24 protein-coding genes are annotated in these 26,989 nt (G+C 44.5%); 13 read left to right on the top strand and 11 right to left on the bottom strand.

What is annotated here, in order from left to right; translation table 11 throughout:
• The first annotated feature begins 109 nt into the window (after positions 1-109).
• The 8 genes from metG to pruA all read left to right on the top strand — a co-directional run bounded on the left by metG (position 110) and on the right by pruA (position 9,752).
• A complete protein-coding gene (gene metG / locus BQ5375_RS08670; RefSeq protein ID WP_022133291.1) occupies positions 110-2,062 on the top strand; it encodes a methionine--tRNA ligase in 1,953 nt (650 codons plus the stop codon).
• 66 nt (positions 2,063-2,128) lie between these two features.
• Positions 2,129-2,731, top strand: coding sequence for an HD domain-containing protein (locus BQ5375_RS08665; protein ID WP_022133292.1), 603 nt, complete (start codon positions 2,129-2,131; stop codon positions 2,729-2,731).
• A 24-nt stretch (positions 2,732-2,755) separates the two neighbouring features.
• Positions 2,756-3,226: a GNAT family N-acetyltransferase gene (locus tag BQ5375_RS08660; protein ID WP_022133293.1), complete on the top strand. Its 471-nt coding sequence runs from the start codon at positions 2,756-2,758 to the stop codon at positions 3,224-3,226.
• A gap of 35 nt (positions 3,227-3,261) precedes the next feature.
• Positions 3,262-4,053, top strand: coding sequence for a TatD family hydrolase (locus tag BQ5375_RS08655; RefSeq protein ID WP_022133294.1), 792 nt, complete (start codon positions 3,262-3,264; stop codon positions 4,051-4,053).
• Between the two features lie 141 nt (positions 4,054-4,194).
• Positions 4,195-4,401, top strand: a complete 207-nt coding sequence (locus BQ5375_RS08650) for an LPXTG cell wall anchor domain-containing protein (protein WP_022133295.1) — start codon at positions 4,195-4,197, stop codon at positions 4,399-4,401.
• A 265-nt stretch (positions 4,402-4,666) separates the two neighbouring features.
• Positions 4,667-5,581: a trans-4-hydroxy-L-proline dehydratase activase gene (locus BQ5375_RS08645; protein WP_022133296.1), complete on the top strand. Its 915-nt coding sequence runs from the start codon at positions 4,667-4,669 to the stop codon at positions 5,579-5,581.
• Positions 5,582-5,641: 60 nt separating this feature from the next.
• Positions 5,642-8,017, top strand: a complete 2,376-nt coding sequence (gene hypD, locus BQ5375_RS08640) for a trans-4-hydroxy-L-proline dehydratase (protein WP_022133297.1) — start codon at positions 5,642-5,644, stop codon at positions 8,015-8,017.
• Between the two features lie 106 nt (positions 8,018-8,123).
• Positions 8,124-9,752, top strand: a complete 1,629-nt coding sequence (pruA, locus tag BQ5375_RS08635; RefSeq protein ID WP_022133298.1) for an L-glutamate gamma-semialdehyde dehydrogenase — start codon at positions 8,124-8,126, stop codon at positions 9,750-9,752.
• 89 nt (positions 9,753-9,841) lie between these two features.
• Here the strand turns inward: pruA and BQ5375_RS08630 are convergent, their stop codons facing one another.
• The 3 genes from BQ5375_RS08630 to BQ5375_RS08620 are packed head-to-tail and all read right to left on the bottom strand — an operon-like array spanning position 9,842 to position 12,994.
• The gene (locus BQ5375_RS08630; RefSeq protein WP_022133299.1) at positions 9,842-10,639 is read right to left on the bottom strand and encodes a TPM domain-containing protein; all 798 of its coding nucleotides are present in this window, start codon (positions 10,637-10,639) and stop codon (positions 9,842-9,844) included.
• Positions 10,633-11,688, bottom strand: coding sequence for a TFIIB-type zinc ribbon-containing protein (locus BQ5375_RS08625; RefSeq protein WP_076917724.1), 1,056 nt, complete (start codon positions 11,686-11,688; stop codon positions 10,633-10,635). The genes BQ5375_RS08630 and BQ5375_RS08625 overlap by 7 nt, the downstream gene beginning before the upstream one ends.
• A gap of 28 nt (positions 11,689-11,716) precedes the next feature.
• A complete protein-coding gene (locus BQ5375_RS08620; protein ID WP_022133300.1) occupies positions 11,717-12,994 on the bottom strand; it encodes an SPFH domain-containing protein in 1,278 nt (425 codons plus the stop codon).
• 269 nt (positions 12,995-13,263) lie between these two features.
• Between BQ5375_RS08620 and BQ5375_RS08615 the strand changes: the two genes are divergently transcribed.
• From BQ5375_RS08615 to BQ5375_RS08605, 3 genes are all read left to right on the top strand, one after another.
• Entirely contained in the window at positions 13,264-13,821 is a 558-nt protein-coding gene (locus tag BQ5375_RS08615; protein ID WP_022133301.1) for an RNA polymerase sigma factor, read from the top strand.
• Complete coding sequence (locus BQ5375_RS08610; protein ID WP_022133302.1) at positions 13,818-14,618, top strand: DUF4367 domain-containing protein; 801 nt, start codon at positions 13,818-13,820, stop codon at positions 14,616-14,618. The genes BQ5375_RS08615 and BQ5375_RS08610 overlap by 4 nt, the downstream gene beginning before the upstream one ends.
• Before the next feature lie 84 nt (positions 14,619-14,702).
• Entirely contained in the window at positions 14,703-14,996 is a 294-nt protein-coding gene (locus BQ5375_RS08605; protein ID WP_022133303.1) for a hypothetical protein, read from the top strand.
• A gap of 61 nt (positions 14,997-15,057) precedes the next feature.
• On the opposite strand, the gene BQ5375_RS08600 is transcribed toward BQ5375_RS08605, so the two are convergent.
• From BQ5375_RS08600 to BQ5375_RS08580, 5 genes are all read right to left on the bottom strand, one after another.
• A complete protein-coding gene (locus BQ5375_RS08600) occupies positions 15,058-16,440 on the bottom strand; it encodes an MATE family efflux transporter (RefSeq protein WP_083687564.1) in 1,383 nt (460 codons plus the stop codon).
• Positions 16,441-16,497: 57 nt separating this feature from the next.
• On the bottom strand, positions 16,498-17,865 hold the full coding sequence (locus tag BQ5375_RS08595; protein WP_022133305.1) for a sodium-dependent transporter: 1,368 nt from the start codon (positions 17,863-17,865) through the stop codon (positions 16,498-16,500).
• Between the two features lie 168 nt (positions 17,866-18,033).
• Positions 18,034-18,651, bottom strand: coding sequence for a nucleotidyltransferase family protein (locus BQ5375_RS08590; protein WP_076917722.1), 618 nt, complete (start codon positions 18,649-18,651; stop codon positions 18,034-18,036).
• A 12-nt stretch (positions 18,652-18,663) separates the two neighbouring features.
• Positions 18,664-19,722, bottom strand: a complete 1,059-nt coding sequence (locus BQ5375_RS08585; RefSeq protein ID WP_022133306.1) for a hypothetical protein — start codon at positions 19,720-19,722, stop codon at positions 18,664-18,666.
• 149 nt (positions 19,723-19,871) lie between these two features.
• Positions 19,872-21,263: an NCS2 family permease gene (locus tag BQ5375_RS08580; RefSeq protein ID WP_022133307.1), complete on the bottom strand. Its 1,392-nt coding sequence runs from the start codon at positions 21,261-21,263 to the stop codon at positions 19,872-19,874.
• A gap of 426 nt (positions 21,264-21,689) precedes the next feature.
• Between BQ5375_RS08580 and BQ5375_RS08575 the strand changes: the two genes are divergently transcribed.
• Entirely contained in the window at positions 21,690-22,130 is a 441-nt protein-coding gene (locus BQ5375_RS08575) for a MarR family winged helix-turn-helix transcriptional regulator (RefSeq protein WP_022133308.1), read from the top strand.
• Positions 22,123-22,791, top strand: coding sequence for a YczE/YyaS/YitT family protein (locus BQ5375_RS08570; RefSeq protein WP_022133309.1), 669 nt, complete (start codon positions 22,123-22,125; stop codon positions 22,789-22,791). The genes BQ5375_RS08575 and BQ5375_RS08570 overlap by 8 nt, the downstream gene beginning before the upstream one ends.
• Before the next feature lie 99 nt (positions 22,792-22,890).
• On the opposite strand, the gene BQ5375_RS08565 is transcribed toward BQ5375_RS08570, so the two are convergent.
• From BQ5375_RS08565 to BQ5375_RS08555, 3 genes are all read right to left on the bottom strand, one after another.
• Positions 22,891-24,042 carry an amidohydrolase family protein gene (locus tag BQ5375_RS08565; protein WP_022133310.1) on the bottom strand — a complete coding sequence of 384 codons (1,152 nt, stop codon included), beginning with the start codon at positions 24,040-24,042 and terminating at the stop codon, positions 22,891-22,893.
• On the bottom strand, positions 24,042-25,157 hold the full coding sequence (locus BQ5375_RS08560) for an amidohydrolase family protein (protein WP_022133311.1): 1,116 nt from the start codon (positions 25,155-25,157) through the stop codon (positions 24,042-24,044). The genes BQ5375_RS08565 and BQ5375_RS08560 overlap by 1 nt, the downstream gene beginning before the upstream one ends.
• 70 nt (positions 25,158-25,227) lie before the next feature.
• Positions 25,228-26,949 carry a peptide ABC transporter substrate-binding protein gene (locus tag BQ5375_RS08555; RefSeq protein WP_076917721.1) on the bottom strand — a complete coding sequence of 574 codons (1,722 nt, stop codon included), beginning with the start codon at positions 26,947-26,949 and terminating at the stop codon, positions 25,228-25,230.
• Positions 26,950-26,989 lie beyond the last annotated feature (40 nt).

Here is a 26,989-nt window from a genome sequence, read left to right as displayed (position 1 = left end):
AACACAAGGCATTGAGTTTGCACAAAAAGGGTGCTATAATTTTATCGTATATTTTTTATCATTAATTCTGCCATTGCGGTATTCCATAAAACAGGAGGAGCAAAACCACATGGAAACAAACGACAAAAAGACATTTTATATCACCACGCCAATTTATTATCCATCCGATAAACTGCACATCGGTCACACCTACTGCACCGTAGCAACCGACACCATGGCTCGCTACAAACGTCTGCAGGGCTACGATGTTCTGTTCCTGACCGGTACCGATGAACATGGTCAGAAGATCGAGGACAAGGCAAAAGAGGCTGGCGTTACTCCAAAACAGTTTGTAGATAATATTGTAGAAGGCGAACGCGGCGTACTGGATCTGTGGAAACTGATGAACATTTCCAACGATCGATTCATCCGTACCACCGACGATTACCATGAACATTCGGTACAGAAAATCTTCAAGAAGCTGTACGAAAAAGGCGACATCTATAAGGGCAAATATGTCGGCAAATACTGCAAACCATGCGAATCCTTCTGGACCGAGACCCAGCTGGTAGACGGCAAGTGCCCAGACTGCGGACGTCCTGTTGTTGATGCTGAGGAGGAAGCATACTTCTTCCGTCTTTCCAAATATGCAGACCGCATTCAAGATCTTCTGGAAAACACCGACTTTCTCGAGCCACGCAGCCGTGTCAACGAGATGGTAAACAACTTTATTAAACCAGGACTTGAGGATCTGTGCGTTTCCCGTACCTCCTTCAGCTGGGGCGTTCCGGTTGACTTTGATCCAGGACATGTTGTTTATGTATGGATTGACGCACTTTCCAACTATATCAATGCACTGGGCTACGAGAACGATAAATATCATGATTTCGAAAAATACTGGCCGGCTGACGTACACTTCGTTGGTAAAGAGATCGTTCGTTTCCATTCCATCATCTGGCCTGCTATCCTGATGGCACTGGATCTGCCTCTGCCAAAGAAGGTTTACGGTCATGGCTGGCTGCTTCTGGACGGCGGCAAGATGAGCAAATCCAAGGGCAACGTGGTTGACCCATACGTTCTGGCAGAACGCTACGGCGTAGACGCACTGCGTTACTTCCTGCTGCGCGAGTTCCCATTCGGCTCGGACGGCAACTTCTCCAACGAAGCACTCATCAACCGCATCAACATCGACCTTGCAAACGACTTGGGCAACCTGCTGTCCCGTTCTGTTTCGATGGTAGAAAAATACTTCGGCGGTACTCTGCCGGAAGAACGCGAAGCAGATCCGCTTGATGATGAGCTGATCTCCATGATTTCCTCCCTGCGCGAAAAATATGACGCACAGATGGAAAAATACGCATTCCAGAATGGTCTGGCTGAGGTATTCAAAGTAATCTCCCGCACCAACAAATATATCGACGAGACCGCTCCATGGGCTCTGGGCAAAGATGAAACCAAGAAAGCAAGACTGGCTACTGTTCTGTACAACCTGCTCGAATCCCTGCGTGTATCCGCTTCTCTGCTCTCTCCATTCATGCCGGAAAGCGCTGCTAAGATTGCAGAACAGATTGGTGCAACCGCTGAGGATGTTTCTTACGAAAACGCTGCTAAATTCGGTGTTCTGCCAAAGAACGTAACCGTACACAAAGGTGCAACCCTCTTCCCTCGTATCGATATGCAGAAAGAGCTGGAAGAACTGGCTGCTGCACAGGCTGCTGCTCATCCACAGCTTCCAAAATATGAAGGCGTTGCAGAACTCATCGACATCGAACACTTCGGCAAAGTTGACCTGCGTGTTGCTCAGATCAAAGAATGTGAGCCAATCAAACGTGCAAAGAAACTGCTGAAACTCCAGCTGGACGACGGTTTTGAGGGCGGCAGACAGGTTGTTTCCGGTATTGCTCCATGGTACAAACCAGAAGACCTGATCGGCAAGAAGGTCGTTGTTGTCGCAAACCTCAAACCTGCAAAACTTTGCGGTGAGGAATCCTGCGGCATGATTCTTGCTACTGACGTTGACGACAAGACTGTAAAGGTTCTCTTTGTAGACGACAGCATTCCAAACGGTTCCAAACTGCGCTAAGCAGTAATACAAAAAAGAGGAGCGATTGCTCCTCTTTTTTCGATTGGATGAATAGGGGGAATTTTTGTGATTTCATCTGCCCATGCACAAACTTATCTCAGACAAGCTGTTCAAAGCAATCCCGGCCCTTGGGAGCAGCACAGCCTTTCGGTTGCGGACAATGCAAAACGCATTGCCCAAAAGGCAGGATTAAATCCAGAAAACGCTTATGTAATGGGACTGCTGCATGACATTGGACGCGGTGCAGGGGTCAGCGGCATCCGGCACATCTTCGACGGGTACGACCTGATGACATCGCTTGGAGAGCCTGAGATTGCCCGCATCTGCCTGACCCACTCTTTTCCAAGTAAGGATATTCACACCTATATTGGAAAGATCGACTGCACACAAGCCCAGCTTACCTTTTTGCAGGATTTTTTAAACAGTCGTCCTTATGACGACTACGATCGCTTGATTCAGCTTTGTGACGCCATCTCCCTGCCAAACGGCGCCTGCATCCTCGAAAAAAGGCTTATCGATGTCGCACTGCGTCATGGTGTAACCGAACATTCCATCGATAAATGGAAGGCATTCATGCAGGTGAAAAAGCATTTTGACCAACTTTGCGGATGCAGCATCTACTCCCTGCTTCCCAATGTGCTGGAAAATTCGTCGGTGGATTTGATATGATTTTCTTGCGACAGGAGGTTTTTTATGCAATTTCATTTTTCCCTTATGAGTCAATCGGATGCTGAAAAAATCGCGGATTGGCATTATGAAGGTATCTACTCCTTTTACGATATGGAAAACGATCCCGAAGACTTGCAAGAACTTCTTTCCCCAGAAAAACGTGGCGAAAATTACTGGAGTGTTTTTTCAAACGGAGTTCTGATTGGATTTGTCGCTCTTTCCCGCGATGATCTCTCTATGGAGATTGGTTTAGGGTTACGCCCTGATCTGACTGGCAAAGGACTTGGCAGCACATTCTTAGATGAGATTGAGCAATTTATTCTGGATTATTTTCCTACTGTCTCTAAAATTCGTCTTTCCGTTGCTTCTTTCAATATTCGAGCTCAAAAAGTCTATCAACGTGCTGGATTTCTTCCCTGCAAAGAAGAAATGATTGCAACCAATGGGGGAAAATATCCTTTTCTTATCATGGAAAAACACCTTTTTAATACATAAAAATATCACCTGAACTCTATGAAATGGAGGTACTCATGCAAAATATTTTTGACTCTCACGCACATTACGATGACCCACGCTTTGATGAAGACCGCGATACCCTACTTTCTTCGATGGCTTCCCATGGCGTGCGTGCCATTATGAATGTTGGCAACACTACCCATGCCAATCTTGCAGGTATCGAGCTTGCCAAAAAGTATCCATTTGTCTATTGCAGTATCGGCATCCACCCTGATCAGTCGGCAGAGATCGCTGCACAAAATTCCAAAGAATATCTGGATGTCATTGCACAGCAGCTTTCCTATGAAAAGGCAATGGCTCTGGGTGAAATCGGATTGGATTACTATTATGACGATGATGCTCCGCGCGATATCCAGAAAAAAATCTTTGAAGAGCAGCTTGCCTTGGCAAAAGATCTGGATGTTCCTGTCATCATTCACAACCGTGACGCCCATCAGGACACCTTGGATTTGCTCAAAAAGTATCGTCCAAAGGGCATTATGCACTGTTTTTCCGGCTCGGCAGAGGTTGCAAAAGAGGTTCTCCGCCTTGGAATGTACATCGGATTTACCGGCGTTATCACCTTTAAAAATGCCCGCCGCGCTGTCGAAGCTGCTGCAGAAATCCCACTGGACCGGCTGCTGGTCGAGACAGACTGCCCATACATGGCACCGGAACCATTTCGCGGCAAACGCTGCGATTCCACCATGCTCACCCGCATGATTGAAAAGCTCGCAGAAATTAAGGGCGTAAACCCACAGCAGTTTGCAGATCAAACCTTTCAGAATGCCTGCGAGGTTTATCGCATTTCTTCCCTTATGAAATAACTGCTTTCTTTTTCACCTACAAAAATCGATCCGATTTCACAAGAATTGCTCTTTCTCCCCTTATTCCACTTGACAGTGGTAAAACATGGGACTATAATAGACTTACTGTTACAATTCTTTTATGGAAAGGATGTGCTTTTCATGCGCAGCACAATCAATCGTTTTCTGACTTTTCTTTCTGCTTTTGCAGTATCCTTTTTCGCTCTGACTCCAGTTGCATTCGCAGTAGAAAATCCAAATACCGGTGACAACAACATGGTTCCTGTTGTAATTGGTCTGCTGGCTGTCTCCGCAATCGTAATCGTTCTGCTGCTTGTAATTTCCGCAGCAAAGAAAAAGAAACGCTAATCTGCCGTTTTCAAAAGCCGTCTGATGTTTTTCATCAGGCGGCTTTTTTTATTCTATTTTTCATTGATATTTCATATAGTAAAATATTTTTGCATCAATTTTATCATTGATAAAAAATTATCGAGTGCTTTCTTGTCTGTTTTGAATAAAAGAAGCTTTATTTTTTCTATAATTCTGCGATTTGATTTTATTGTCGCGATGTTTTATAATGTAGTTGAAATTAATTCTTGATTATTTTCATATTATGAAATTTAGAGGGATTCTTATGAATTTTCCAAACATCATCAACATTCAAAAATTTTCCGTTCACGATGGTGACGGAATCCGTACCACCATCTTCTTCAAAGGCTGTGCCTTAAACTGCTGGTGGTGCCACAATCCGGAAAGCCAGAACTTTGCTCCGGAACTGTTGTATAATGCAGAGCGCTGCACTTCCTGTGGCCGATGCGCAGAAATTTGTCCGCAGCATGGCATCAAAGAAGTAAACGGACAGTTTTTAGCAGATCGCACCAAATGTGATGCCTGCGGAACCTGCACTGAATACTGCTTAAACAATGCCCGTGAAATCTGTGGTCAAACCTATGCAATCCGTGACCTGATCAAAGAGATTCAAAAAGATCAGATGTTCTATGAGGAATCAGGCGGCGGCGTTACCCTTTCCGGCGGTGAGGTCATGCTCCAGTCTCCGGAATATATTGAAGAACTGACCCGTCAGCTTCACAAAAAAGGATTTAACATCGCAATTGATACCTGCGGATATGCTCCATGGGAAAATTATGAAAGAATCCTTCCTTATGTAGATACTTTCCTGTATGACATCAAGCTGATCGACCCAGAACGCCACAAAAAATATATGGGACAGGACAATGTTCTGATTTTAGACAATCTCAAGAAGCTCAGCGCTGCTGGTGCTACCATTAACCTGAGACTTCCACTGATTGTTCCGGTCAACACAGATGATCAGGATATTCAGGATATCATTTCCTTCTTAAAGGAAAACAACATCCGCATTTTAAAAACAAATCTGCTTCCATACCACAATACCGGCAATCACAAATATGAAAAGCTCGGTGAGGAGTATAAAGGCGTTACCTTCGAAAAACCTTCTCAGGAACGCTTGGAAGAGATCATGCAGCAATTTATTGACGCTGGTTTTACTAATATTAAAATCGGCGGTTAAGTACAGAACAAAAATTCACATTTTCATATTACAACCCAGCATTTTAAAGGAGAATGTATCATGGAAGAAAGAGGAATGAACGAACGAATCAAAAAGCTTCGTCGTCAGAGCGTAGACACTCCAGCAAGAATCTACATGGAACGTGCCGACCTGATGACCGATGCTTACAAAATGTATGAAGGCAGTGTTTCGGTTCCAGAAATGCGTGCACTCGCGTTCAAATATTTTATGGAACACAAACACCTGTGCATCAACGACGGTGAACTGATTGTCGGTGAAAAAGGCGACGGTCCACAGAAATCTCCTACCTTCCCGGAACTGTGCTGCCACACTCTGGAAGACATGCATGTCATGAACGACCGTGAGCTGATCAGCTTCAAAGTTACCGATGAAGATTTGAAATTACAGGAAGAAAAAATTATTCCATACTGGGAAAAACGTTCGATCCGTCACAAGATCATCAACGCAATGACACCAGAATGGCGCGACTGCTATGAATCCGGTATCTTCACTGAATTTATGGAACAGCGTGGTCCTGGTCATACCGTTGGTTCCCAGAAAATCTACACAAAAGGTTTCCTGGATTATCAGAAAGACATCCAGGACGCAATGGATAAACTGGACTTTTTAAATGATCCAGAAGCTCTGGACAAACAAAACGAGCTCAAAGCAATGTCTATTGCCTGCGATGCCATCATGATTCTGGGCAAACGTTATGCTGCTATGGCTCGTGAAATGGCAGAGAAAGAAACAGACCCAGTCCGCAAAGAAGAGCTGCTGCAGATCGCTCACAACTGTGATGTCGTTCCTGCTCACAAACCAGAAACTTACTGGCAGGCAATCCAGATGTACTGGTTCGTTCATCTGGGTGTTACTACTGAATTAAACCCTTGGGATGCTTACAGCCCAGGTCGTCTGGACCAGCACCTCTATCCATTCTATGAGCATGATGTTGAAGCTGGCATCCTTGATGATGAAAAAGCACTCGAACTTCTCGAATGTCTGTGGGTAAAATTCAACAACCAGCCAGCTCCACCAAAGGTTGGTATTACATTAAAAGAAAGCAGCACCTACACCGACTTTGCAAACATCAATACCGGCGGTATCACACCAGACGGTCATGATGGTGTCAACGATGTCAGCTACCTGATTCTGGACTGCATGGATGAGATGAAACTGCTCCAGCCAAGCTCCAACGTACAGATCAGCAAAAAGACCCCACAGCGTTTCCTCAAACGTGCATGCGAGATTTCCAGAAAAGGCTGGGGTCAGCCGGCATTCTACAACACCGATGCAATCATCCAGGAACTGCTCAATGCAGGCAAGTCGATTGAAGATGCTCGCCGCGGCGGTACCAGCGGATGTGTTGAGACCGGTGCATTCGGAAACGAAGCTTATATTCTGACCGGTTACTTCAACCTTCCAAAGATTCTGGAAATCACTCTGCACAACGGCTTTGATCCAGTCAGCAACAAACAGCTGGGCTTAAAACTTGGTAATGCAGAAGACTTCAAGTCTTACGATGAACTGTTTGAAGCTTACAAAAAACAGGTTCGTCATTTTGCAGATATCAAGATTCGCGGCAACAACGTAATCGAAAAAATCTACAAAGAATATATGCCAGCTCCATTCCTTTCGATCATCACAAACGATTGTATCAGCAAAGGTAAGGACTACAACGGCGGCGGCGCACGTTACAACACCAGCTACATTCAGGGTGTTGGTATCGGTACCATCACTGACTCGCTGGCTGCTATCAAATACAACGTATTTGAACAGCATCGCTTCACCATGCATGAACTGATGGAAGCTCTGGACCACAACTTCGAGGGCTATCCTGAAATCTACAACTTCGTTGCAAACAAGACACCAAAATACGGCAACGACGATGACTATGCAGACGAAATCATGGAATCGGTATTCGACTATTACTATCACACCGTTTCCGGTCGTCCGAACGTTCGCGGTGGTACCTATCGCATCAACATGCTGCCAACCACCTGCCACGTTTATTTCGGTGAAGTAATGCTTGCAAGCCCGAACGGACGTCTGGCTCACAAACCAGTTTCGGAAGGTATCTCCCCTGAAAAAGGCGCTGACGTTCACGGACCAACTGCAGTTATCAAATCCTGCTCCAAGATGGATCACCTGCGCACCGGTGGTACTCTGCTTAACCAGAAATTTACCCCAAGCGTTGTTGCGGGCGAAGAAGGTCTTGACAACATGGCAAATCTGGTTCGCTCCTACTTCAGCATGGACGGTCACCATATCCAGTTCAACGTTATCGACCGTCAGACTCTGATCGATGCACAGAACAATCCGGAAGAATACAAAGACCTGATCGTTCGTGTTGCCGGTTACAGCGACCACTTCCGCAACCTCAGCCGCGCATTGCAGGATGAGATCATCGCAAGAACCGAACAGTCTTTTAATTAGCATGTCTTTTGGGGGGCGGCTTCCTCCTTTATAAAACGCCCTGCCCCCCTTTTTCTTAGAATAATATAACTTTATCAATATATACTTTGGAAAGGATGTCAACACCATGAGCAACGCAAACTTCGCAATTCCAAAAGCATACAATGAGCCTGTAAAAGCTTATCTGCCAGGCAGCCCGGAGCGTGAAGCGCTGAAAAAAGAACTGGATCGTCAGGCTTCCATTCAGGTTGAAATTCCGATCATCATCGGCGGCAAAGAGTACCACACCGGCAACAAAGGCAAATGTGTTATGCCTCATGACTTCAACCATGTTCTGGCTGAATACAACATTGCTGGCGAAGAAGAACTGAAACTGGCTGCTGATGCTGCAATGGTTGCAAAAGAAGAATGGGCTAACATGCCTTGGGAACACAGAGCTTCCATCTTCCTGAAAGCTGCTGACCTGCTGACCGGTCCATGGCGTGCAAAGATGAATGCCGCTACCATGCTTGGTCAGAGCAAAACCGCTTTCCAGGCTGAGATTGACTCTGCTTGCGAGCTTGCAGACTTCCTGCGCTTCAACGTTGCATTTGCTGAACAGATCTACAAACAGCAGCCAGAAAACTCCCATGGCGTATGGAACCGCACCGAGTACCGTCCTCTGGATGGCTTTGTAATGGCTATTTCTCCATTTAACTTTACCTCTATCGGCGGCAACCTCTGCACCGCTCCAGCAATCATGGGCAACACCGTTATCTGGAAACCAGCTCAGACCGCTGCTCTTTCCAACTACTACTTCATGCAGCTGATGAAAGAAGCTGGACTGCCAGACGGCGTTATCAACTTTGTTCCATGCCGTGGTTCTGATGTCAGCAAATATCTGCTGTCTGATCCTCGTATGGCAGGTTTCCACTTCACCGGTTCCACAGCTGTATTCAGCGGTGTATGGTCTCTGGTTGGTGAAAACATCGCAAAATATCATTCCTATCCTCGTCTGGTCGGCGAAACTGGCGGTAAAGACTTCATCTTTGCTCATCCAACTGCACAGGTTGAACCTCTGGTTGCTGCAATGGTTCGCGGCGCATTCGAATTCCAGGGTCAGAAATGTTCTGCTGCTTCCCGTGCTTACATCCCTGCAAGCATCTGGCCACAGGTAAAAGAAGGTCTGCTCAACGAAACTGCAAAACTGAAGATGGGTGATCCAAGAGACTTCACAAACTTCATGTGTGCTGTTATCGACAAAGCTTCCTTCACCAAGATCTCTGAATACATCGACTATGCAAACGCTTCTGAAGATGCTGAGGTTCTCTGCGGCGGTTACGACGGTTCCAAAGGTTACTTTGTAAAACCAACCGTAATTCTTGCTAAGAAACCTGACTTCAAGACCATGGTAGAAGAAATCTTTGGCCCAGTACTGACTGTATATGTTTACGAAGATGAAAAACTGGAAGAAACCCTGAAGATCTGCGATACTGCTTCTCCATACGGTCTGACCGGTGCAATCTTTGCTCAGGACAGAAACGCAATCGTTATGATGGAAAAAGCACTTTCCAACACAGCTGGTAACTTCTATATCAACGACAAGCCAACCGGCGCTGTTGTTGGTCAGCAGCCATTCGGTGGTGCACGTGCTTCCGGTACAAACGATAAAGCTGGCAGCATGCTCAACCTCTATCGTTGGATCAGCCCAAGAACTATCAAGGAATCTTTCGTTCCATCCACCGATATCGCATATCCATTCATGTGCGAAGAATAAACAAGATAGCTTCCTTCTTCAAAATAATATCAAAAAAGGAATCGGCTCTGATAACAGGGCCGATTCCTTTTTTGTTTTATTGCTTTGTTTTAAAAACGTCCTGAACTTCCGCTATAGCTGCCTCCGGACGAGCTAGAAAAACTTCCGCCACTGCCGCCGCTGTTGTTCTTCTGAATGGTTCGGGAGGTTGTGAAGGTACGTACAAAACGATCTCTCTTTGTATGCAGCTGTACCCTGCCATCCTTTAGATAAGCGGTTGCAGAAATCTGGCTGTTTGATACTTTAGGATGGGCAACGATCATGCAGCCGACCACCAGTGCCGCAATCAGTACACCAGCGCCAAGAGAAACCATCACAATCGTTCCTACTGGTTTTACGCCATAGTTTACGATGGTTTGATAAGAATCGTCCAGAAAGGCTCTCACGCCGTCTGCATAACGTCCATCTCTTAAGTAATCTGTAACGTCGTCAACCATATCGTCTGTTTTGCTGACTGGGAAGTAATCCACATAGCTCTGTGTTGTTGCAACAGCAATCTCCCGGTAGTCCATATCGATTGCCAGCATGATTGCCGGAAGGGTGTCGTTATAACCTGCCTTTTCATATTCATCGGCAATATATCGACGAATCTCTTTTCCGTCGGTACCAAATGTTGTCTTGACAAAAACAACAAATCCGGTTTCCTTCGCAATCTTTTCTCCATATGCTATCAGCTCTGTTTCTTCGCTGTCGGTCAGGATTCCTGCATCGTCATAAAGTTCCATCGTTCCGCGATCACTTAATGGCAATCGCTTTTGATCTGCACAAGCGGGAATACAGCACGCAACTATCAACAGAACGCTGACACAAAAGAGGCTTACACGTCGAATTAAAGCTTCCTTTAACACAACAGCAACCCTCCAATCGTACCCAGAATGGTGACTGCCGCAGCAATAATTCCTGCCAGAGCCGCCGCTCTTCCAATGCTCAGCGGCAGATTACCGACCATTTTTCCGGTTTGCCCGTTCATCGCAAACAGATAGTCCTTTCCTCGATATTTGGTGTACAAAAGCCAAACTGGCAGCATAACATAGTTACAATTAGAGCTGACAATCTGAGCATCCACATTGGAGACTTTGAGAGTCGTATAAGCTGTACAGGTATCCCGCAGCTTATCTTCTGCACTTTTCCGGATTCGTTCCCGCACTCTGTCTGTGCACGCTTCCTTTGGTACATCATATCTTTGCGCAAAATAACCGGACAAAAATGCCGTGTTGAATTTTTTGAGGTCTTCATAGGAAAACGGCTCCAGTGCATCCATCATACCATCTTCCATCTTTTGAGAAGCATCGGCAGGCAGGTTCTGATAGGTCAAAGCTGCCTCTCGTTCCACTTCATAGAGATCCGTCTTGGTGTATTCGGTGTTTCCGGTTCTCCATACCCGAATCTTTTCCCCGACTGCCTGCATCCTTGCATCCACATAACAGTCATGCAGCCAGAACGGAACATAAACACCGGTTATCTTTTCGATGTGGGTTTTCTCAGTAAAATCCTTTGGCAGCAGAGGTTTTCGTTTGCAGAGGTCAAACAGTGCCTGCTTTGCCTTCTCCTTATCCAGCTTAAACGGGATCAGTGCTTTGGGCCGAAATTCTCCTTCCAGCTTTTTGGGCAGTACGGATGGATTGCCGCAGAAGGTACAGAATGTCGCAACCGTTTCCTCATCCGTGATAAGCTCTGCACCGCAGTTTGGACAGAAATAACACTTCTTTTCTGCGCGGTACTGCTCTTCTTCCTCCTCCTGCTCCTCTTTCTGCTTTTGTTCCTGTTCTCGATTATACTCTTCCAGGTCGCTTTCCTCAAAAGAGCTTAAGCAAAACTTACAGTCCCATTTTTGTGTCTCACTGTGAAACTCCAAGGGTGCCCCGCAATTAGGGCATTGATAGCTAACCGCTTCCAAAAATAGCCCCCCTATTCCCTGCCTTTTCCTATCCTAATTTTGTTCCGCATTCTGGGCAGAACTTCATTACACTTTCAGATTTAAAGCCGCAGTTTGGACAAACACTGCCTGTCGGTTTTGGTTTTCCGCATTCACTGCAGAACTTTCCGCTGTTCTTTGCTCCGCATGAGCAGACCCATTCTCCTAAAACAGGCTTTGGCTTTCCGCACTCACTGCAGAATTTACCGCTGTTTTTTGCTCCGCACACACAGGTCCACTCTCCAGCTGAACTTTCTGCTGGATTCTGTGCTTTTGCAGCCTGCTGGGATGCAAACTGAGCCTGATTGGAAGCGCTTGCTGCCGACATAAATCCGCCGCCCTGCTGCATTCCCAGATTCATTCCAAAAAATCCTGCTGCTGAACCTGCAGAATTGGAGCCTGCCGCTTCAAGGCCGCGTGCAACCGAACCCTGGACATATCCTTCCCGAATCAGCGGATCGGAAAGCATTGCGCCCTGATTGCGCATATCGATCAGCTTCTTGGACTGCTCATCATAGGTAATGCTGTTGATACCGACTGACTCGATCTGCATTCCTCGTTTTTCATTCCAGGATTCATCCAAAACTTCTCCCATATAGTTTGCAAGCTCCATTGCTTTGGAGGTCACGTGAGAAATGCGGATTCCGTCCATCGACATTTTGTTGACTGCTGTTTGAAATGCAGTCAGAAATTCTGCAATGTACAGCTTTTGAATATCCACAATCGAAACATGATCCATATTTTTCGGAATTGCTTCCGCATAGAATTTAATTGGATCAGTAATTCGGATGGAGAAATAACCGTTGGTGCGCAGATACAGCTCGGCATTATAGAAATTATCGAAGTAGTTGATTGGATTTGGCGTACCAAAAGCAATATCCTTGATCTCCTGAAGATTAATAAAATATACCTTCTGGGAGCTGGATGGAACTCCGCCAAAACGCAGGCGGTTAAAGGTCTCCTCAATCGCTTCCGAAAATCCTCCATTAAACATAGAAGGAGCATTTTTGTTATCTACTTTATAGTAGCCAGGTTCCGAGGTATAATCAACAATTTTGCCGCCATCGGTCAAGATCATGAACTGATTGACTCCCACTTCAATCAGGGAACCGTCACTGACAAAATCAGCTGAACCTTCTTTGTTCTCGTTTCGTTTATCCCATCCGCGTACCTTAACACCGGCTGACATCACGGTCTGACTGTCCATGTTTCCTGCTTTGATATACTCCAGCCACTGATCGGCAAAGCTTCCTCCAATCGAATTGATTGCGGCTTTAATGATTCCCATATTTTTCATCCTTTCTAATATCAAATTTATCTTATTAAAAATGTACAAAAATTCCTCGATATGAACGTTTTTATTATATCATAGCCCCTTTTATTCTGCAATTATGCTTTTCCTGCTTTTGTCTTTTATTCTCAAATTATGCAAAAAATATTCTTTTTTATTTAACAATACGACCATTGTAATTTTCAAAATTATCCGTTACAATTTATGTTAAGGTTGTAGAATTCTATGTTTTTTTATTTTATTATACAAAAGAAAGGATTGGGAGAATGATACGACTTTTCGGGCCGTTAAAAAAAGATCCCGATCTAAGACGGATCGAACAGCTATATGAAGAATACCGCCTTCCTCTGTGGCGTTATGCCTACAAGATTCTCCATGATGAACACATGGCTGATGACGTGGTACAAACGGTATTTACCAAGGCCATTGAAAAAAGTCAATTAATTTTTTCTTTGGACTGTAACAAAACAAAGGCTTATTTCGTCATTATGGTGAGGAACCTCTCATACAGTATCTATCGCCAGCAAAAAAGTCATCCTCACACCGATTTTTATGAACTGGAAGAGATGCTTCCGGATGTAAATGAAAGTCCGGAAGAGCTGATGATTCGGCAGTACGAGTATGAAGAAGTTCACCAGATGCTTTCCTCCCTGCACGAATCCTATCGGGACGTGCTGACCATGAAATTTCTTTACCGTATGTCGGACGAAGAAATCGCATCGGTCATGGGAATCAAGCCTGCCAGTGTCCGGGTAGTATGCCATCGGGCACTCAAATCATTAAAGAAATCTTACCAGACCAGAGAGGAGGGGGAAAATTCATGATGTCTTCCAAAGAAAATTTCGACGACCTGAAAGCTTCTTTTGATGACGATCTCGAACAATTAAACCAGGAATTTGATCAGTTACTTCTCAAAAAACTCTCTCTGGAACATGCACTGGAGCAGGACCAGCTGTTTGATGAGCTTGCTCAGGAAGATGAGCAGATCGACAAACTTGCTGCAAACCGTCCTGATCTGGATGCAGCAATTAAAGACCAGCTGGAACGCTGTCAGAAAAAGCGTCTGCAAAAACATACATTGCAGTCTCTCAAGAAGATTTCACGCCGGGCTGCGGCTTTTCTGGTTGTATTCCTTGCTGGATTCACCGTTTTATTTTTTACCGTAGATGCTGTTAAGCTCAACGTTGTGGAGTTTATCGTCCGTTCTCACGAGATGTTCACCCAATTTCGGATGGAAGATATGTTCGGAAATATGCCGGAGGACATTCCGGAGCTGACCGAATCCTCCTTCCGGCGTCCCTCCTACATTCCGGAACGCTTTTCGGAAGTTTCCTTTCACTTTATTCCGGGACACGGTTATGTTGGCTATGAGTGTCAGGATACACCGTACATTCTCTCCTATTCCTGTATGGAGTTAAGCACCTCCATTTCTCTGGACACCGAGGACTGTATGCGCGAATCGGTATCCGTCAATGGTTACAGCGCTTATCTGTACACCAAATACCGGGGTGATCTTAAGGGAAACACCTCCCTGATCTGGCATGACGAAAACTATATCTATCTCATCAGCGGTCCGGTCAATCAACATGAAATATTAAAGATTGCAGAAAGTTTATACTAATCAAAAAGCAAAAAATCTGTTACACTGATCTGTCTTCTGCCATTCTTTGATAAGATAATATTTTAAAGAAAAGAGGTATCGAATATGTCTACTATTTTGCTGATTGCTTTGTTTGTTTCTCTTTGTCTGATGCAGTGGTTTTTCTCCAAAAACCGAATCAGCCTGCTCTCTTTCCTGCCAACTGAATTTTACCTGTTGATTGCAGGCATTGCTGCAATCCGCACGATTTTGGACGGTACCTTTTCGGCAGAAGCCGGCATCATGCTTCTTCTTGCTTTGTCAGTTCTCCTGATTGTAAGCTTTCTCTCCTACTTTCTGTCCCACAGACACCTCCGTGTAGAGCGAAGCTCTTCCTGTCAGGAAAATCCTGCTTCTTAAAACTGCAATACCAACAACAAAACTACAGAAAAAAGGCACAGGAAAACCTGTGCCTTTTTGATTAACATGATTGTGAGGATTCTTCTTTCTCCTCGATCGGATGCTCCATCGGCGGGAAGCGAAGTTTATACAGACAGAACGCAAACAGCAGAGAGCTGATGATCCAAGTAATCGGATATGCCCAATAGATGACATAAATGCTTGGAATAATCTTTACGGTAACCGTAATATAGAAAATTCGGAAGACGCACCATACCGCCAGCATAATTCCCATCGGGATAATTGGACGACCGATACCTCTCATAATACCGGCACAGCAATGAGAAAATGCAAGCAGGCAATAAAACAGCGAGATGGTATGAATCTGGTTTACACCAAATGCTACTACTTCCGGTTTGTCATTAAATGCGGAAATCAGGGTTGGTGCAAGCAGATACATCGTAATTCCGATACACTCTGCAAGCAGCGGGCTGCAAATCAAACCAAACTTAATGCCTGATTTTACACGGTCATAGCGTCCCGCACCGATATTCTGGCTGACAAAGGTGGACAGAGCCAGCGCAAAACAGGTAACCGGCAGAAAGGCAAAGCCCTCAATCTTGGAGTAAGAACCGCATCCTGCCATTGCAGAAGCGCCAAATGCATTGATATTTGCCTGTACGATAACGTTTGCAAGTGAAATAACCGAGTTCTGTACACCGGATGGAATACCAAGTGTAACGATCTGTTTGAGCATCGGGAGATCGAAATGTACCTTCTTCCAGTACACACGATAGCTTGCCTGAACACGCATCAACTTACCAAAGGCTAAAGTTGCACTCAGAATCTGACTGATAATGGTTGCCAGCGCTGCACTTGCAACGCCCCATCCCAGAACAGCAATAAACAAAAGGTCAAGTACAACGTTGGTAATCGACGCTGTAATCAGGTACTTCATCGGGCTTCGGCTATCTCCCACCGACTGCAGAATACTTGCACCCATGTTGTACAGAATAACTGCAAGCGAACCCAAGAAATATACACGGAAGTAAGCGGTCGAGCTTGCAAGAACGGATTCCGGTGTTCCCATCCAAATCAAAATCTGCGGCGTCAGTACAACACCTACCACTGTCAGCACAATACCGGATACCACACCGAGTGCCACTGTTGTATGAACCGCTCTTTGGATGTTCTCATCGTCCTGTGCCCCAAAAAATCGGGCAATCAGTACGCCTGCACCCATCGATACACCATTGATAAAGCCGATCATCAGCATGATCAGGCTTCCCGAAGAACCAACTGCTGCCAGTGCTTCTTCCCCGATAAAATTTCCCACAATCAGGGAGTCAACTGCATTATAAAGTTGCTGGAACAGATTGCTGAAGAAAATGGGGACTGCAAACAGCAGCATCTTTTTGACGACGCTTCCTGTCGTCAACAGATTTTGGTCTTGACTCATAACCATACACCACCATTAATTAAATTTTTGCACTCCCCCAATTATAGCACATCTGCATCCTGATTAAAAGAATTTTGCAATATAACCTTGTACAAAAATATACAGTACAATCAGCGGCAGCAGATAGGTTACATAACCTCTCGCCCATTTTGGGAACTTGATACCGTTTCCGGTATCTGCTTCCTTGATAAAATTATCCCAGCCCCAACCGTAACGATTAACGCAGAACAGCAGATAAACCAGTGAACCCAGCGGCAGGATGTTGTTGCTGACAATAAAGTCCTCCAGGTCCAGAATGGTGCTTCCATCCCCCAGCGGCTGAACAAAGCTGAGCAGATTATAGCCAAAAACAGCTGGCAGGGACAATACAATAATCAATACAATGTTTACAAGGGTTGCTTTTTTTCTGCTCCATCCCCACAAATCTTTTGCGAAGGAAAGGATATTCTCAAACACCGCAATAATTGTAGTCAGGGCTGCAAAGGTCATAAAGATAAAGAACAGGGAACCCCAGACACGTCCGCCAGCCATGTGGTTAAACACGTTTGGAAGTGTTACAAAAATCAGTCCAGGACCTTCTCCCGGGTTAATTCCAAATGCAGAACATGCCGGGAAAATAATCAATCCTGCCATAAAGGCTACCATTGTATCCAGTACCGCTACGTTGATGGATTCGCCCATCAAAGAACGATCTTTTCCAATATAGCTTCCGAAAATCGCCAGTGCACCAATACCCAGACTCAGAGTAAAGAACGCCTGACCCATTGCTGCAAAGACTACTTCACCAAATCCCGATTCCATCATCTTTCCAAAATCAGGTTTGAGGTAAAACGCAAGTCCTTCTGCTGCTCCGTCCAGCAAACAGGAACGCACTGCCAGTACTGCCATAATCAGAAGCAGACAGGTCATCATGAACTTATTAACTCGCTCTACACCCTTTTGCAGTCCCATAGAGCAGACGCCAAAGCTAAATACAACAACAAGGATCATCCAAAAGATCATTGGACCTGGCTGAGAAAGCATTCCATTGAAGGCATCGCTGACTCCCTGGGCATCCAGACCTTCAAACTCTCCGCGAACCATCTTGACAAAGTAAGAAAGCATCCATCCACCAATGGTGGTGTAAAACATCATCAGAAGGTAGTTTCCCAACATTCCCACATAACCGTTGATATGCCAGTAACTTCCCTTTGGCTCCAGAATCTTAAAGGAGCTGGCACAGCTTTTCTGGCTGGCACGTCCAACTGCAAATTCCATTGCCATAATCGGAAGGCCCATGATAACCAGGAAAAACAAATAAACAAGTACAAAAGCTGCTCCGCCGTATTTTCCGGTAATGTAAGGGAATCTCCACACATTTCCCAAGCCAATTGCACAGCCTGCGGAAATCAGCAGAAATCCCAGGCGGGATGAAAATTTTTCTCTTTCCATTCAAAAAAACTCCTCTCTCAAAGCATATTTTGCAAATTATCAGTTTAAAACTTTATTGCATAAAAGCAACTGACGCAAAAATTTCGGGATAATGCCGCACATTATCCCGATTGCTTTTTTTACAAGTAAAACCATACAACTTTTTTATGTTTTTGTCAAGAGAATCTGCTAGAAACTATCCTTTTGTAACAAAATTCTTTCGACTTTCCGCAGGTCTTCCAGTGAATCGATATCCATCATCTCAGCTGCACAGCAAGCTTCCGAAAGAACAAGAGCGTCTGGGTGCGCTCGAAGTACTGTCGAGCCAGTCTGTCCATCTGTGATTTCCAATAATTCTTTATAGGACGATTTTGGAAAGATGACCGGATTTCCCTTTTTCCCCTGAAAGCTCAGAGCAACAAAACGCTCTTCCCCTTTTCGAAGATATTGCTGGTAGAGGGCAATCTGTTTTTGCAGGGAGCTTTTTTGTTTCAGCGGCTGGTCTGCTGCGACAAACATGCAGCCATCGCTGTTTGAGGAAAGATTGCGCACACCACAGCGTATCGTCGCATCCTGTCCCCCTTCGGGGTCATCGGTATAAATTCCCAAAAATGGTGCCGGATACTCCGCTACAAGATCCAGAATCTCTTTATATTTGGTGACGACCAGAATTTCCGAAAACAGCTCTGCCGGCAAAGCGTCGAGGGTATAGCGAATCAGTTCCTTTCCTTTTAGCTCCGCCATCAGTTTATTGGAGCCAAAGCGTTCTCCTTTTCCACATGCCATGACAATCGCACTTAAAAACATCTTACATTTCTCCTAAAATTTCGCGATTCTATCTTCCTTCTGCGCTTCCCAATAAAACAGTACTTCTACACAGATGCTGCCACAATATGCATCCACTGGAGTCTGCAGCAGTTCACCACGCAGAGGATGTCCCATTGTTCCTCTTTTCTGAGCTGGGCGAACCAGAAAATCAACCTTTTTCCCTGAGCAGTTAATCGGCTGAGAAAGATAATGCTCATCAAAAAACTCCAGTTGCCGATTATCTTCACTTTCATATTCAATCAGAGGAAGATATTTTCCCTTGGGGCATATTCTTTCCATCTGCCTTTCGTTTTGCTCTTTTAATTCTTCCAGCATCTCTTGTGAGAAACATTCCAGTAGTTCAGGATCAGAAAACTGCTCTTCCTCTCCTTCCCATGGATCATATAAATATACCCGATCAATCCAGATGGGATAATCTTCCTGAGGCAGAACATATTTTTTAGGCTTTACGTCTTCTGACTGACCTGTAATGTTCAGTGTCATCTTCTTTTTTACCGGAATTCTTTTGCTATATTGCCCTAATGTTATACTTACCTTTTCCCAAGAAGTGATTGCTCCCACCAGTTCTTCCCAATCTGCATCCAGTGTTATCTCACACAATCCCAGCAGATCAAACACCCAGTCGGTCATGGTTTGCGGTTCCCAGCCTTGTTGGAGGCACCCACGCAGGAAAAAAATATCTTCTGCCTCCAGCATTCCAATTCTACTTTCTGTAATATCATATATATTATCTGCAATTTGTACTTGCTTGATAAAATAATTTCCCGGGTTATTCTGGTAACGCTCTTCTTCCAGATGCCGTGCTATTTGGGTTAATTGCTGGCGTTTAGTTGTCACACTGCGTGTTCTTGTCGGGAAGGCGTCCGATTCGTTTTTCTCAAATGGCTCTAACAAGAGCAGTTTTACGCTTCCATCCTCTTCTTGAGCAAGACCGATCAGCTGCATTTCCAGCTCTGCTTCATCCTGCGTCCCGCGGTTAAGCGGAAAATATTCTGCGTACTTTCTCCCGCAGCCTAAGAGTTTCCCGATTGATAAATCCATCATTTCCATTTTCTTTTTCCCCTTTTATCAAAAGTCATGGAGCTGATTTTATTCTATCATTTCCGATTTTACTTTGCAAGAATCACTTCTTGAGCTTCTCAGAGGTTTTATGAATATCAAAAAAGGACTTCGAATACTCGAAGTCCTTTTTAAAAGTCTTACATAACAATGATGAAACGCAGGATAAACAGAACACACAGGATGTACATAATTGGATGTACTTCTTTTGCTTTACCTTTGAAAAGTTTTGTGATGGTAAAGAAGATAAATCCTGCTGCGATACCGTCTGCAATGCTGTAAGCAAATGGCATGCAGGCAATGGTCAAAAATGCTGGAAGCGCTGTATCAAAATCGTTCCAGTTAATATTCTTAACACTTGCCATCATCAGAACACCAACGATAATCAGAACCGGAGCGGTTGCTGCAGTTGGAACCAGACCAAGGAATGGGGATGCAATGATTGCCAGCAGGAACAAAACTGCTGTTGTGCAGGAGGTTAAACCAGTACGTCCACCTTCGGAAACACCAGATGCAGACTCAACAAAGGTTGTAACGGTGGAAGTACCCATTACTGCACCACATGCGGTTGCGATTGCGTCTGCAAGCAGAGCACCGCTGGCTCTTGGAAGATTACCTTCTTTGTCCAGCATATTTGCACGGGTTGCAGTACCAATCAGTGTGCCGATGGTATCGAACATATCAACCAGAACCAGCGCAATCAGTACCGAAACCACAGAAAGCAGCGCCGTTCCTACACCCTCACTGAAGTTAAACAGCTCACCAAAGCCATGGGTAAACTGCATAAAGGTTGGAGCCAGGGATGGGATGGAGATGCCTGCACTTGGAGCGCTGACACCAACATCAATTCCAAATACAAACTGCAGAACACAGCCTACTGCAGAGGTAACCAGGATACCGATGAACAGAGCACCTTTTACATTGCGAACATACAAAACAGCCAGAACAATCAGTCCAAAAATTGCAAGCAAAGTGGAAGCACTTGCAAAGTTAAATGCTGGAACCGGAGAAGCATCCGCTACGATTGTTCCATCAAAGTTCTGATATTTACCTGGGTCAATGGTAAATTTCAGCATGTTTGCGTTCTTCAATCCGATAAATGCGATAAAGAAACCAATACCAACGCTGATTGCGCTTTTCAGTTCCATTGGGATTGCACGAACAATCGCTTCACGCACACCGGTTACTGTAATAATGATAAACAAACAGCCGGAAATAAAAACTGCTGCCAAAGCTGCCTGCCAGCTGTAGCCCATTGAACCACAGATGGTAAAGGCAAAGAAAGCATTCAAGCCCATACCTGGTGCCAGTGCAAACGGATAGTTTGCTAAGAATGCCATCAGGAAGGTACCAATTGCAGAAGCAATACAGGTTGCCAGCATAACAGCTCCTGCATCCATTCCTGCTGCGGACAGAATTTGCGGGTTGACAAAGATAATGTAAGCCATGGTAAAGAACGAGGTAATACCTGCGGTAATCTCGGTTTTTACATTGGTTCCATTCTCTTTGAGGTGGAAAAGTTTCTCAAACACGTTTGATTCTTCCTCTCTTTTTTATTTTGCGGCTATCGCTTCCAAACTATAGCCACACCCTTTCTCTCTTGCTCCCAAAATATCATTTTGGGAAACATGTCTTTATTGTAAATTATTTTTTAACATTTGACAAGCGCTTTTTTCTTCTTAAAAATTCTTCGCACTCCTTCTTTTCCTCTTTTACAAATGATTTTTACTCTAATCTACACATTTTTTTATTTTGTTTCTACAACTTTTTCTCCCGAAAACACCCTTGTCTTTATGAAAAAACTACCGATTTTTAAAAAGAAAATATTTTTCTCTGATTTTATTTTTTAATGTTTTTAGAACCACGCTCTTGACAAATATTATTTTTTTCCGTATAATCATGTTCAGATTGTTAGTATTCTAATTATTAATATTCTAACTATAAGAAAGAGGTTTGTTTTGGAGAAATCTTTTCACTATTTATTGATGGCAAATCAGGCTGTGCTTCATAAAAAGCTGTTATCTAACCTGAAAAACACCTGTTTGACCTTAGGTCAGCCCAAAATTTTGGACTATCTGAAAGATCACGACGGCGCAAGCCAAAAAGAAATTGCTGCTGCTTGCTATATTGAGGCTGCATCCCTGACTTCCATTTTAAATCGGATGGAGGAAAAGGGAATGATTGAACGCAGAATGTTAAACGGAAATCGACGCAGCTTCTATATCTTTATGACTCCATTTGGAAAAGAGCTGCAGGAAGAAGTTGCCAATAGCTTTACCATGTTGGAGGAAGAAGCATTCCGAAACATTCCGGAAGAAAAGAAAGAAGAGCTAATTGATCTTCTTCTTACCATCCACAACAACCTGATAACGGAAAGGAAGGCAAACGATATTGATTAAGCTAAAGCGTTATCTTGTGTTTTTACTGGGACTTTTTATCAGTTCCTTCGGTGTCAGCTTTATTACCAGATCTAACCTCGGCACTTCGCCCATCTCCTCTGTGCCTTATGTGCTCAGCTTAAATTTTTCTTGGTCCCTGGGAGAATTCACCATCGCATTCAGCGTTCTTTTGATTCTGCTTCAGATTCTGATTCTGCGAAAAAACTTTCGTTTAGAACATCTTCTCCAGATTCCAATTTCCATTGCCTTTGGTTACTTTATTGATCTTACCATGATCTTGCTTTCCTCGCTGAATCCCTCGTCCTACCTCATCAAGCTGGTCTGCCTGATCTTTGGATGTGTGATTTTGGGATTTGGCGTTTATTTGGAGGTTCTGGCCGATGTTGCCATGCTTCCCGGTGAGTCTTTCGTTCGCGCAGTAACCAGCACATGGAACACCGATTTTGGCATGACAAAAGTTGCATTTGACGTTACCATCACGGTTAGTGCTGTTGTTCTTTCCTTTCTTTTTGCACATCAGCTGGAAGGAATTCGAGAGGGTTCTCTGATTGCCGCTCTACTGGTCGGTTTTATTGCACGGCAGTTTGGTTCCAGATTAGCTTTTCTGCCCTCCCTTTTATTTGAAAAGACTGCCATTTCATCCGAAAACGCAGCAAATTAATTTCTTTGACATCTTGATTTCTTCTATCATTTTTACATCCTTTTTTCATTTGACACAAAAGAGCTGTATGGAATCCCATACAGCTCTTTTGTGTTTTATTTATGCCTGATATACGATTTTTCCATCTACCATGGTATAGAGAACCTTTGCATCGGTATCCAGTCCCAGCTTGCCTTTCATGATCACAATATCTGCGTCTTTACCAACTTCCAGACTTCCCAGACGGTCATCCAGATTCAGCTGACGAGCTGGATTGATGGTAACCATACGAACTGCACGTTCCTGGCTAACACCTTCACGAACCGCTTCCCCGATGTGATGATACAACGATTCCTCGCTTAAAATTGGGGAGTCGGTAATCATAGCAACGTTGACACCGCGGTCATCCAGCATTTTAACTGCCTCTACATCCACTTTTCTGCGCTCACCTGGAGAACGGTAGGTTGCAATTGGTCCATAGCAGATATCGCATCCACTTTCCACAATCTCATCCAGATAATCTGTCGCACCCCATGCATGTTCCAGCGAGAATTTTACGCCGTAAGCTTTTGCTACTTCGATTGCAGTAATCATATCATACTGGGTGCAGTGGATTTTACATGGAATCTCTCCCTTGAGTGCTGGAATAATTGCTTCCATGTTTGCATCGTAATCCTGCTCTTCCCCACGGTTTTGTTTATCCAGATATTCTTTTGCTTTTCGGAAGGTTTCCCAAAGAACGTTTGCAACACCCATGCGGGTCATTGGCAGACGTTTCATATCTCCGTAAGTATTTTTCGGATTTCCGCCCAGTGCAATTTTTACGGCTGCTGGTGCTTTGATTGTCATCTCAAAAATATTGTCACCATATGTTTTTGCGACAATAGCCTGTCCGCAGAAAACGTTTCCGCTGCCCGGCGTAAAGAGCATTGTTGTGATACCATGTTCATAAGCAACCTTCAGCTCTCTTGCTTTTGGGTTGATGCTGTAACGTGCATCCATTGCAGCTGTGACCGGATCGGTCATCTCATTAGCATCATCCACCGAGGAATCATGGTTAAAATCAAACAATCCGATATGAGTATGAGCATCAATCAGTCCTGGAAGAACATAGTTTCCATTTGCATCGATTACCTGTGCATCTTCACAGACAATCTCCGGTGCAACCTGAGCAATCTTTCCGTTTTCAACCAAAACATCTCCATGGAAAATATTGTTTTCTCCATCGGTCATTGTATACAGGGTACCACCCTTGATCAGGATCTTGTCCATTAGAAAATCACCTCGCCATTTACCATGCTGTGTTTTACTTTTGCTGCATAACTTGTTACAGGATTTGCGGTGTATACAGATAAATCTGCATCCTTTCCAGCTTCCAATGTTCCCACACGATCCTGAATACCGAGCATATGAGCTGGGTGTTCGGTCATCATGCGAACTACTTCTTCTGCTGGTACACCTGCACGATAAGCTTCGATTGCAGACCAGATAAATACTTCGCGTCCTTCCGAATATCCTCCATTGGAGTTGGTAAACGCGATTCGATTTCCGTTTTCAACCAGCTCACAAAGTTTGGAAAGGTCCATACCATTTTTTGCAATCTGAGAACAGTTATTGACATTTCCCAGAACCAGACCTACCTTTTGTTCCTTAATCTGTTTTAAGGAATCTGCAAAGCAAAATCCATCTACAAGGTTAACCTCTACCTTTTCTTTTTCCATCAGGTGAAGCAAACCGTCAATTTCTGTCTTGCTGGAAGCTGCTACAAACAGCGGCATGCTGGCATTATCAAATACATCGCAGATTACTTTCTGCGCCTCGGTGCGTTTTTCTTCCTTTTCTGCTCTTGCTTTGCGCAGGCTTTCTGCAAACAGGAAGAAAATTCCCATCTTTGTCTTTGGAAGCTGATCGCGGGAACCATAAGTTTCTTTTACACTGCTGGTTACGCTGCACTTTAATCCGGCATGTTCTTTGACCAGACGCTCTTTCATCTTCTGAGGAGCTGTCTTGCAGACAGCGATCTGACCACCCATAATATTGTTATTGGTTGGAGAAAGTCCCACTGTTGTGATACCGCTCTTATAAAATTCCTGACGGTTTACTTCATCTGGGTCCATGCTGTAACGAAGATTCATCTCTGGGGTGATTGGATTGGTTGCTTCATTGTTGTCCAGATAGCGTCCTGGAATTCCCATTGCACCAATGCTGGAAACCGGATCGATAAATCCCGGAAAAACTTCGCATCCGGATGCATCAATAACCTCTGCGCCTTCCGCACTGAGATTCTTTCCTACTTCTTTGATCACTTTGCCTTCCACAAGAACATCGCTTTGCTGCAACACAGTACCGTTTCCAATATGTACTGTCGCATTTTTGATCAGATACATTCTGACTCCCTCCTGACGATTACCTTTGATTTTAAAACAGGCACCCCATACAGGATGCCTGTGAGCATACTTATTCTGCGTCTACGATAGATACCTGAGACCAGTCGATGCGGCCGTTTGTAGTGATTGGATAGTTTTCAACACATTTTGCAACATAGTATGGGCTGCTGCTCAAAGTTTCTGGGGAGATAACTGCATTTTTAACCAGCAGTTCTTCTGCCTGCAGATAAACTTCTGCTTTTTCTTTCTCGTCTACGATATTCTTTGCCTGATCGCACAGTTCTTTGAACTTGTCAGCATCTTCGCCAACCCAACCGATCTTGTCAGCATTGAAGTAACCGTTTACTGGGTCAAACAGAGTCAGAACAGCACTTGGTTCGTTGTAATATGGACCCCAACCGCCGCAAGCGATATCGTAGTCGCCAGCATCGATCTTATCCCACATGATGTTCCATTCCATCATATCGATCTGTACATTGATGCCGAGGGTTGTTTCCCAGGCCTGTTTGAACCATTCTGCCAATTTCTTAGAGAACTCACTAGTACCACGGCTTGCATAACGGATTGTAATCTGAGATGGATCTGGGTCTTTGCCAAGTTCTTTCAGGCCTTCAATCAGCAGAGCTTTTGGATCTGGATTTTCTTCCTGAAGCTGTTTTACAAAGTAGTTCTTGTCGCCAACCAGTTCATGATATGGTGTATCACCAACCATCATGGTGTCTGGCATGGTGGAGTAGATAGCCAGCGCATTGCCGTTGTACAGGTCGTTTACCATTGCTTCACGATCATAAGCGATGGAAAGAGCCTGACGGATCTTTGTGTTGGAAAGATATTCGTTGTTCAGGTTGAACATCAAGAATTCTGGAGCATTTCCTGGTACAGTTTCGCCGGTAGAAAGTCCGGATTCTTCAATGAGCTTCATCCAGTTTGGATCGCTGGTACCAGCTAAATAGATTTCACCATTGATGAATGCCTGAACAGCTGTTGCATTCTCCTGGATGATTCTGTTGTTGATCTTGTCCAGTTTTACATTTTCTGCGTTCCAATAGTTTGGATTCTTAACCAGAACCATTTCTGTATTCTGATTCCAGCTTTCTACCTGGAAAGGACCGCTGCAGATGATCTTATCAGCAGAAGAACCGTAAGCATCGCCCCACTCTTCGTATTTATCCTGTCTAACTGGGTATACGCTGCTTACCAATTCCAGGAAATAAGATGCTGGATGGGTCAGTTTGATTTCCAGTGTCTTGTCGTCAATTGCTTTTACTGCAATATCGTCTGGTGTTTTTCCGTTGCTGTACAGTGCTTCACCAAAGTTTACGATAACACCATCAAACAACCAGCCGTTTGTAGAAGCTGCTGCAGGATCTGCCATCAGTTTCAAGGTGTACTCAAAATCATTTGCTGTCAGCGCTACACCGTCACTCCATTTTGCATTTTCACGGATATGGAAGGTATAGGTCATACCATCTTCACTGACATCCCAGCTTTCAGCCGAACCCGGAACAGTTTCGGTTGTGTTGCCTTCTACTGCATTATTTCTTACCAGAGGATCGCAGATCATGTTGTGAGCTGCGTTATCAGGTGCAGTTGTGTTAGTGATTGGATTCAGACCAACGACTACACTGTTGGAGCTCATATTAAATACCTGTTCTGCTCCACTGTCTGCGCTGGTTGTTCCTTCGCTGCTTCCACCTTCACTTGTGGTTGTTTCTCCGCCGCCGCAACCTGTCAGTGAACCTAATGTCATCACTGCTGCTAACAGGAGGGCCATCCATTTTGTTTTCTTCATTACATTTACCTCCTTAAGGTATATCATCAGCTGTATGAAA

Source organism: Negativibacillus massiliensis (assembly GCF_900148495.1).
GTDB classification, from domain to species: Bacteria; Bacillota; Clostridia; order Oscillospirales; family Ruminococcaceae; genus Negativibacillus; species Negativibacillus massiliensis.
Note: the sequence above shows the minus strand (reverse complement) of the source record. Positions and strands in the feature narration are given on the sequence as shown.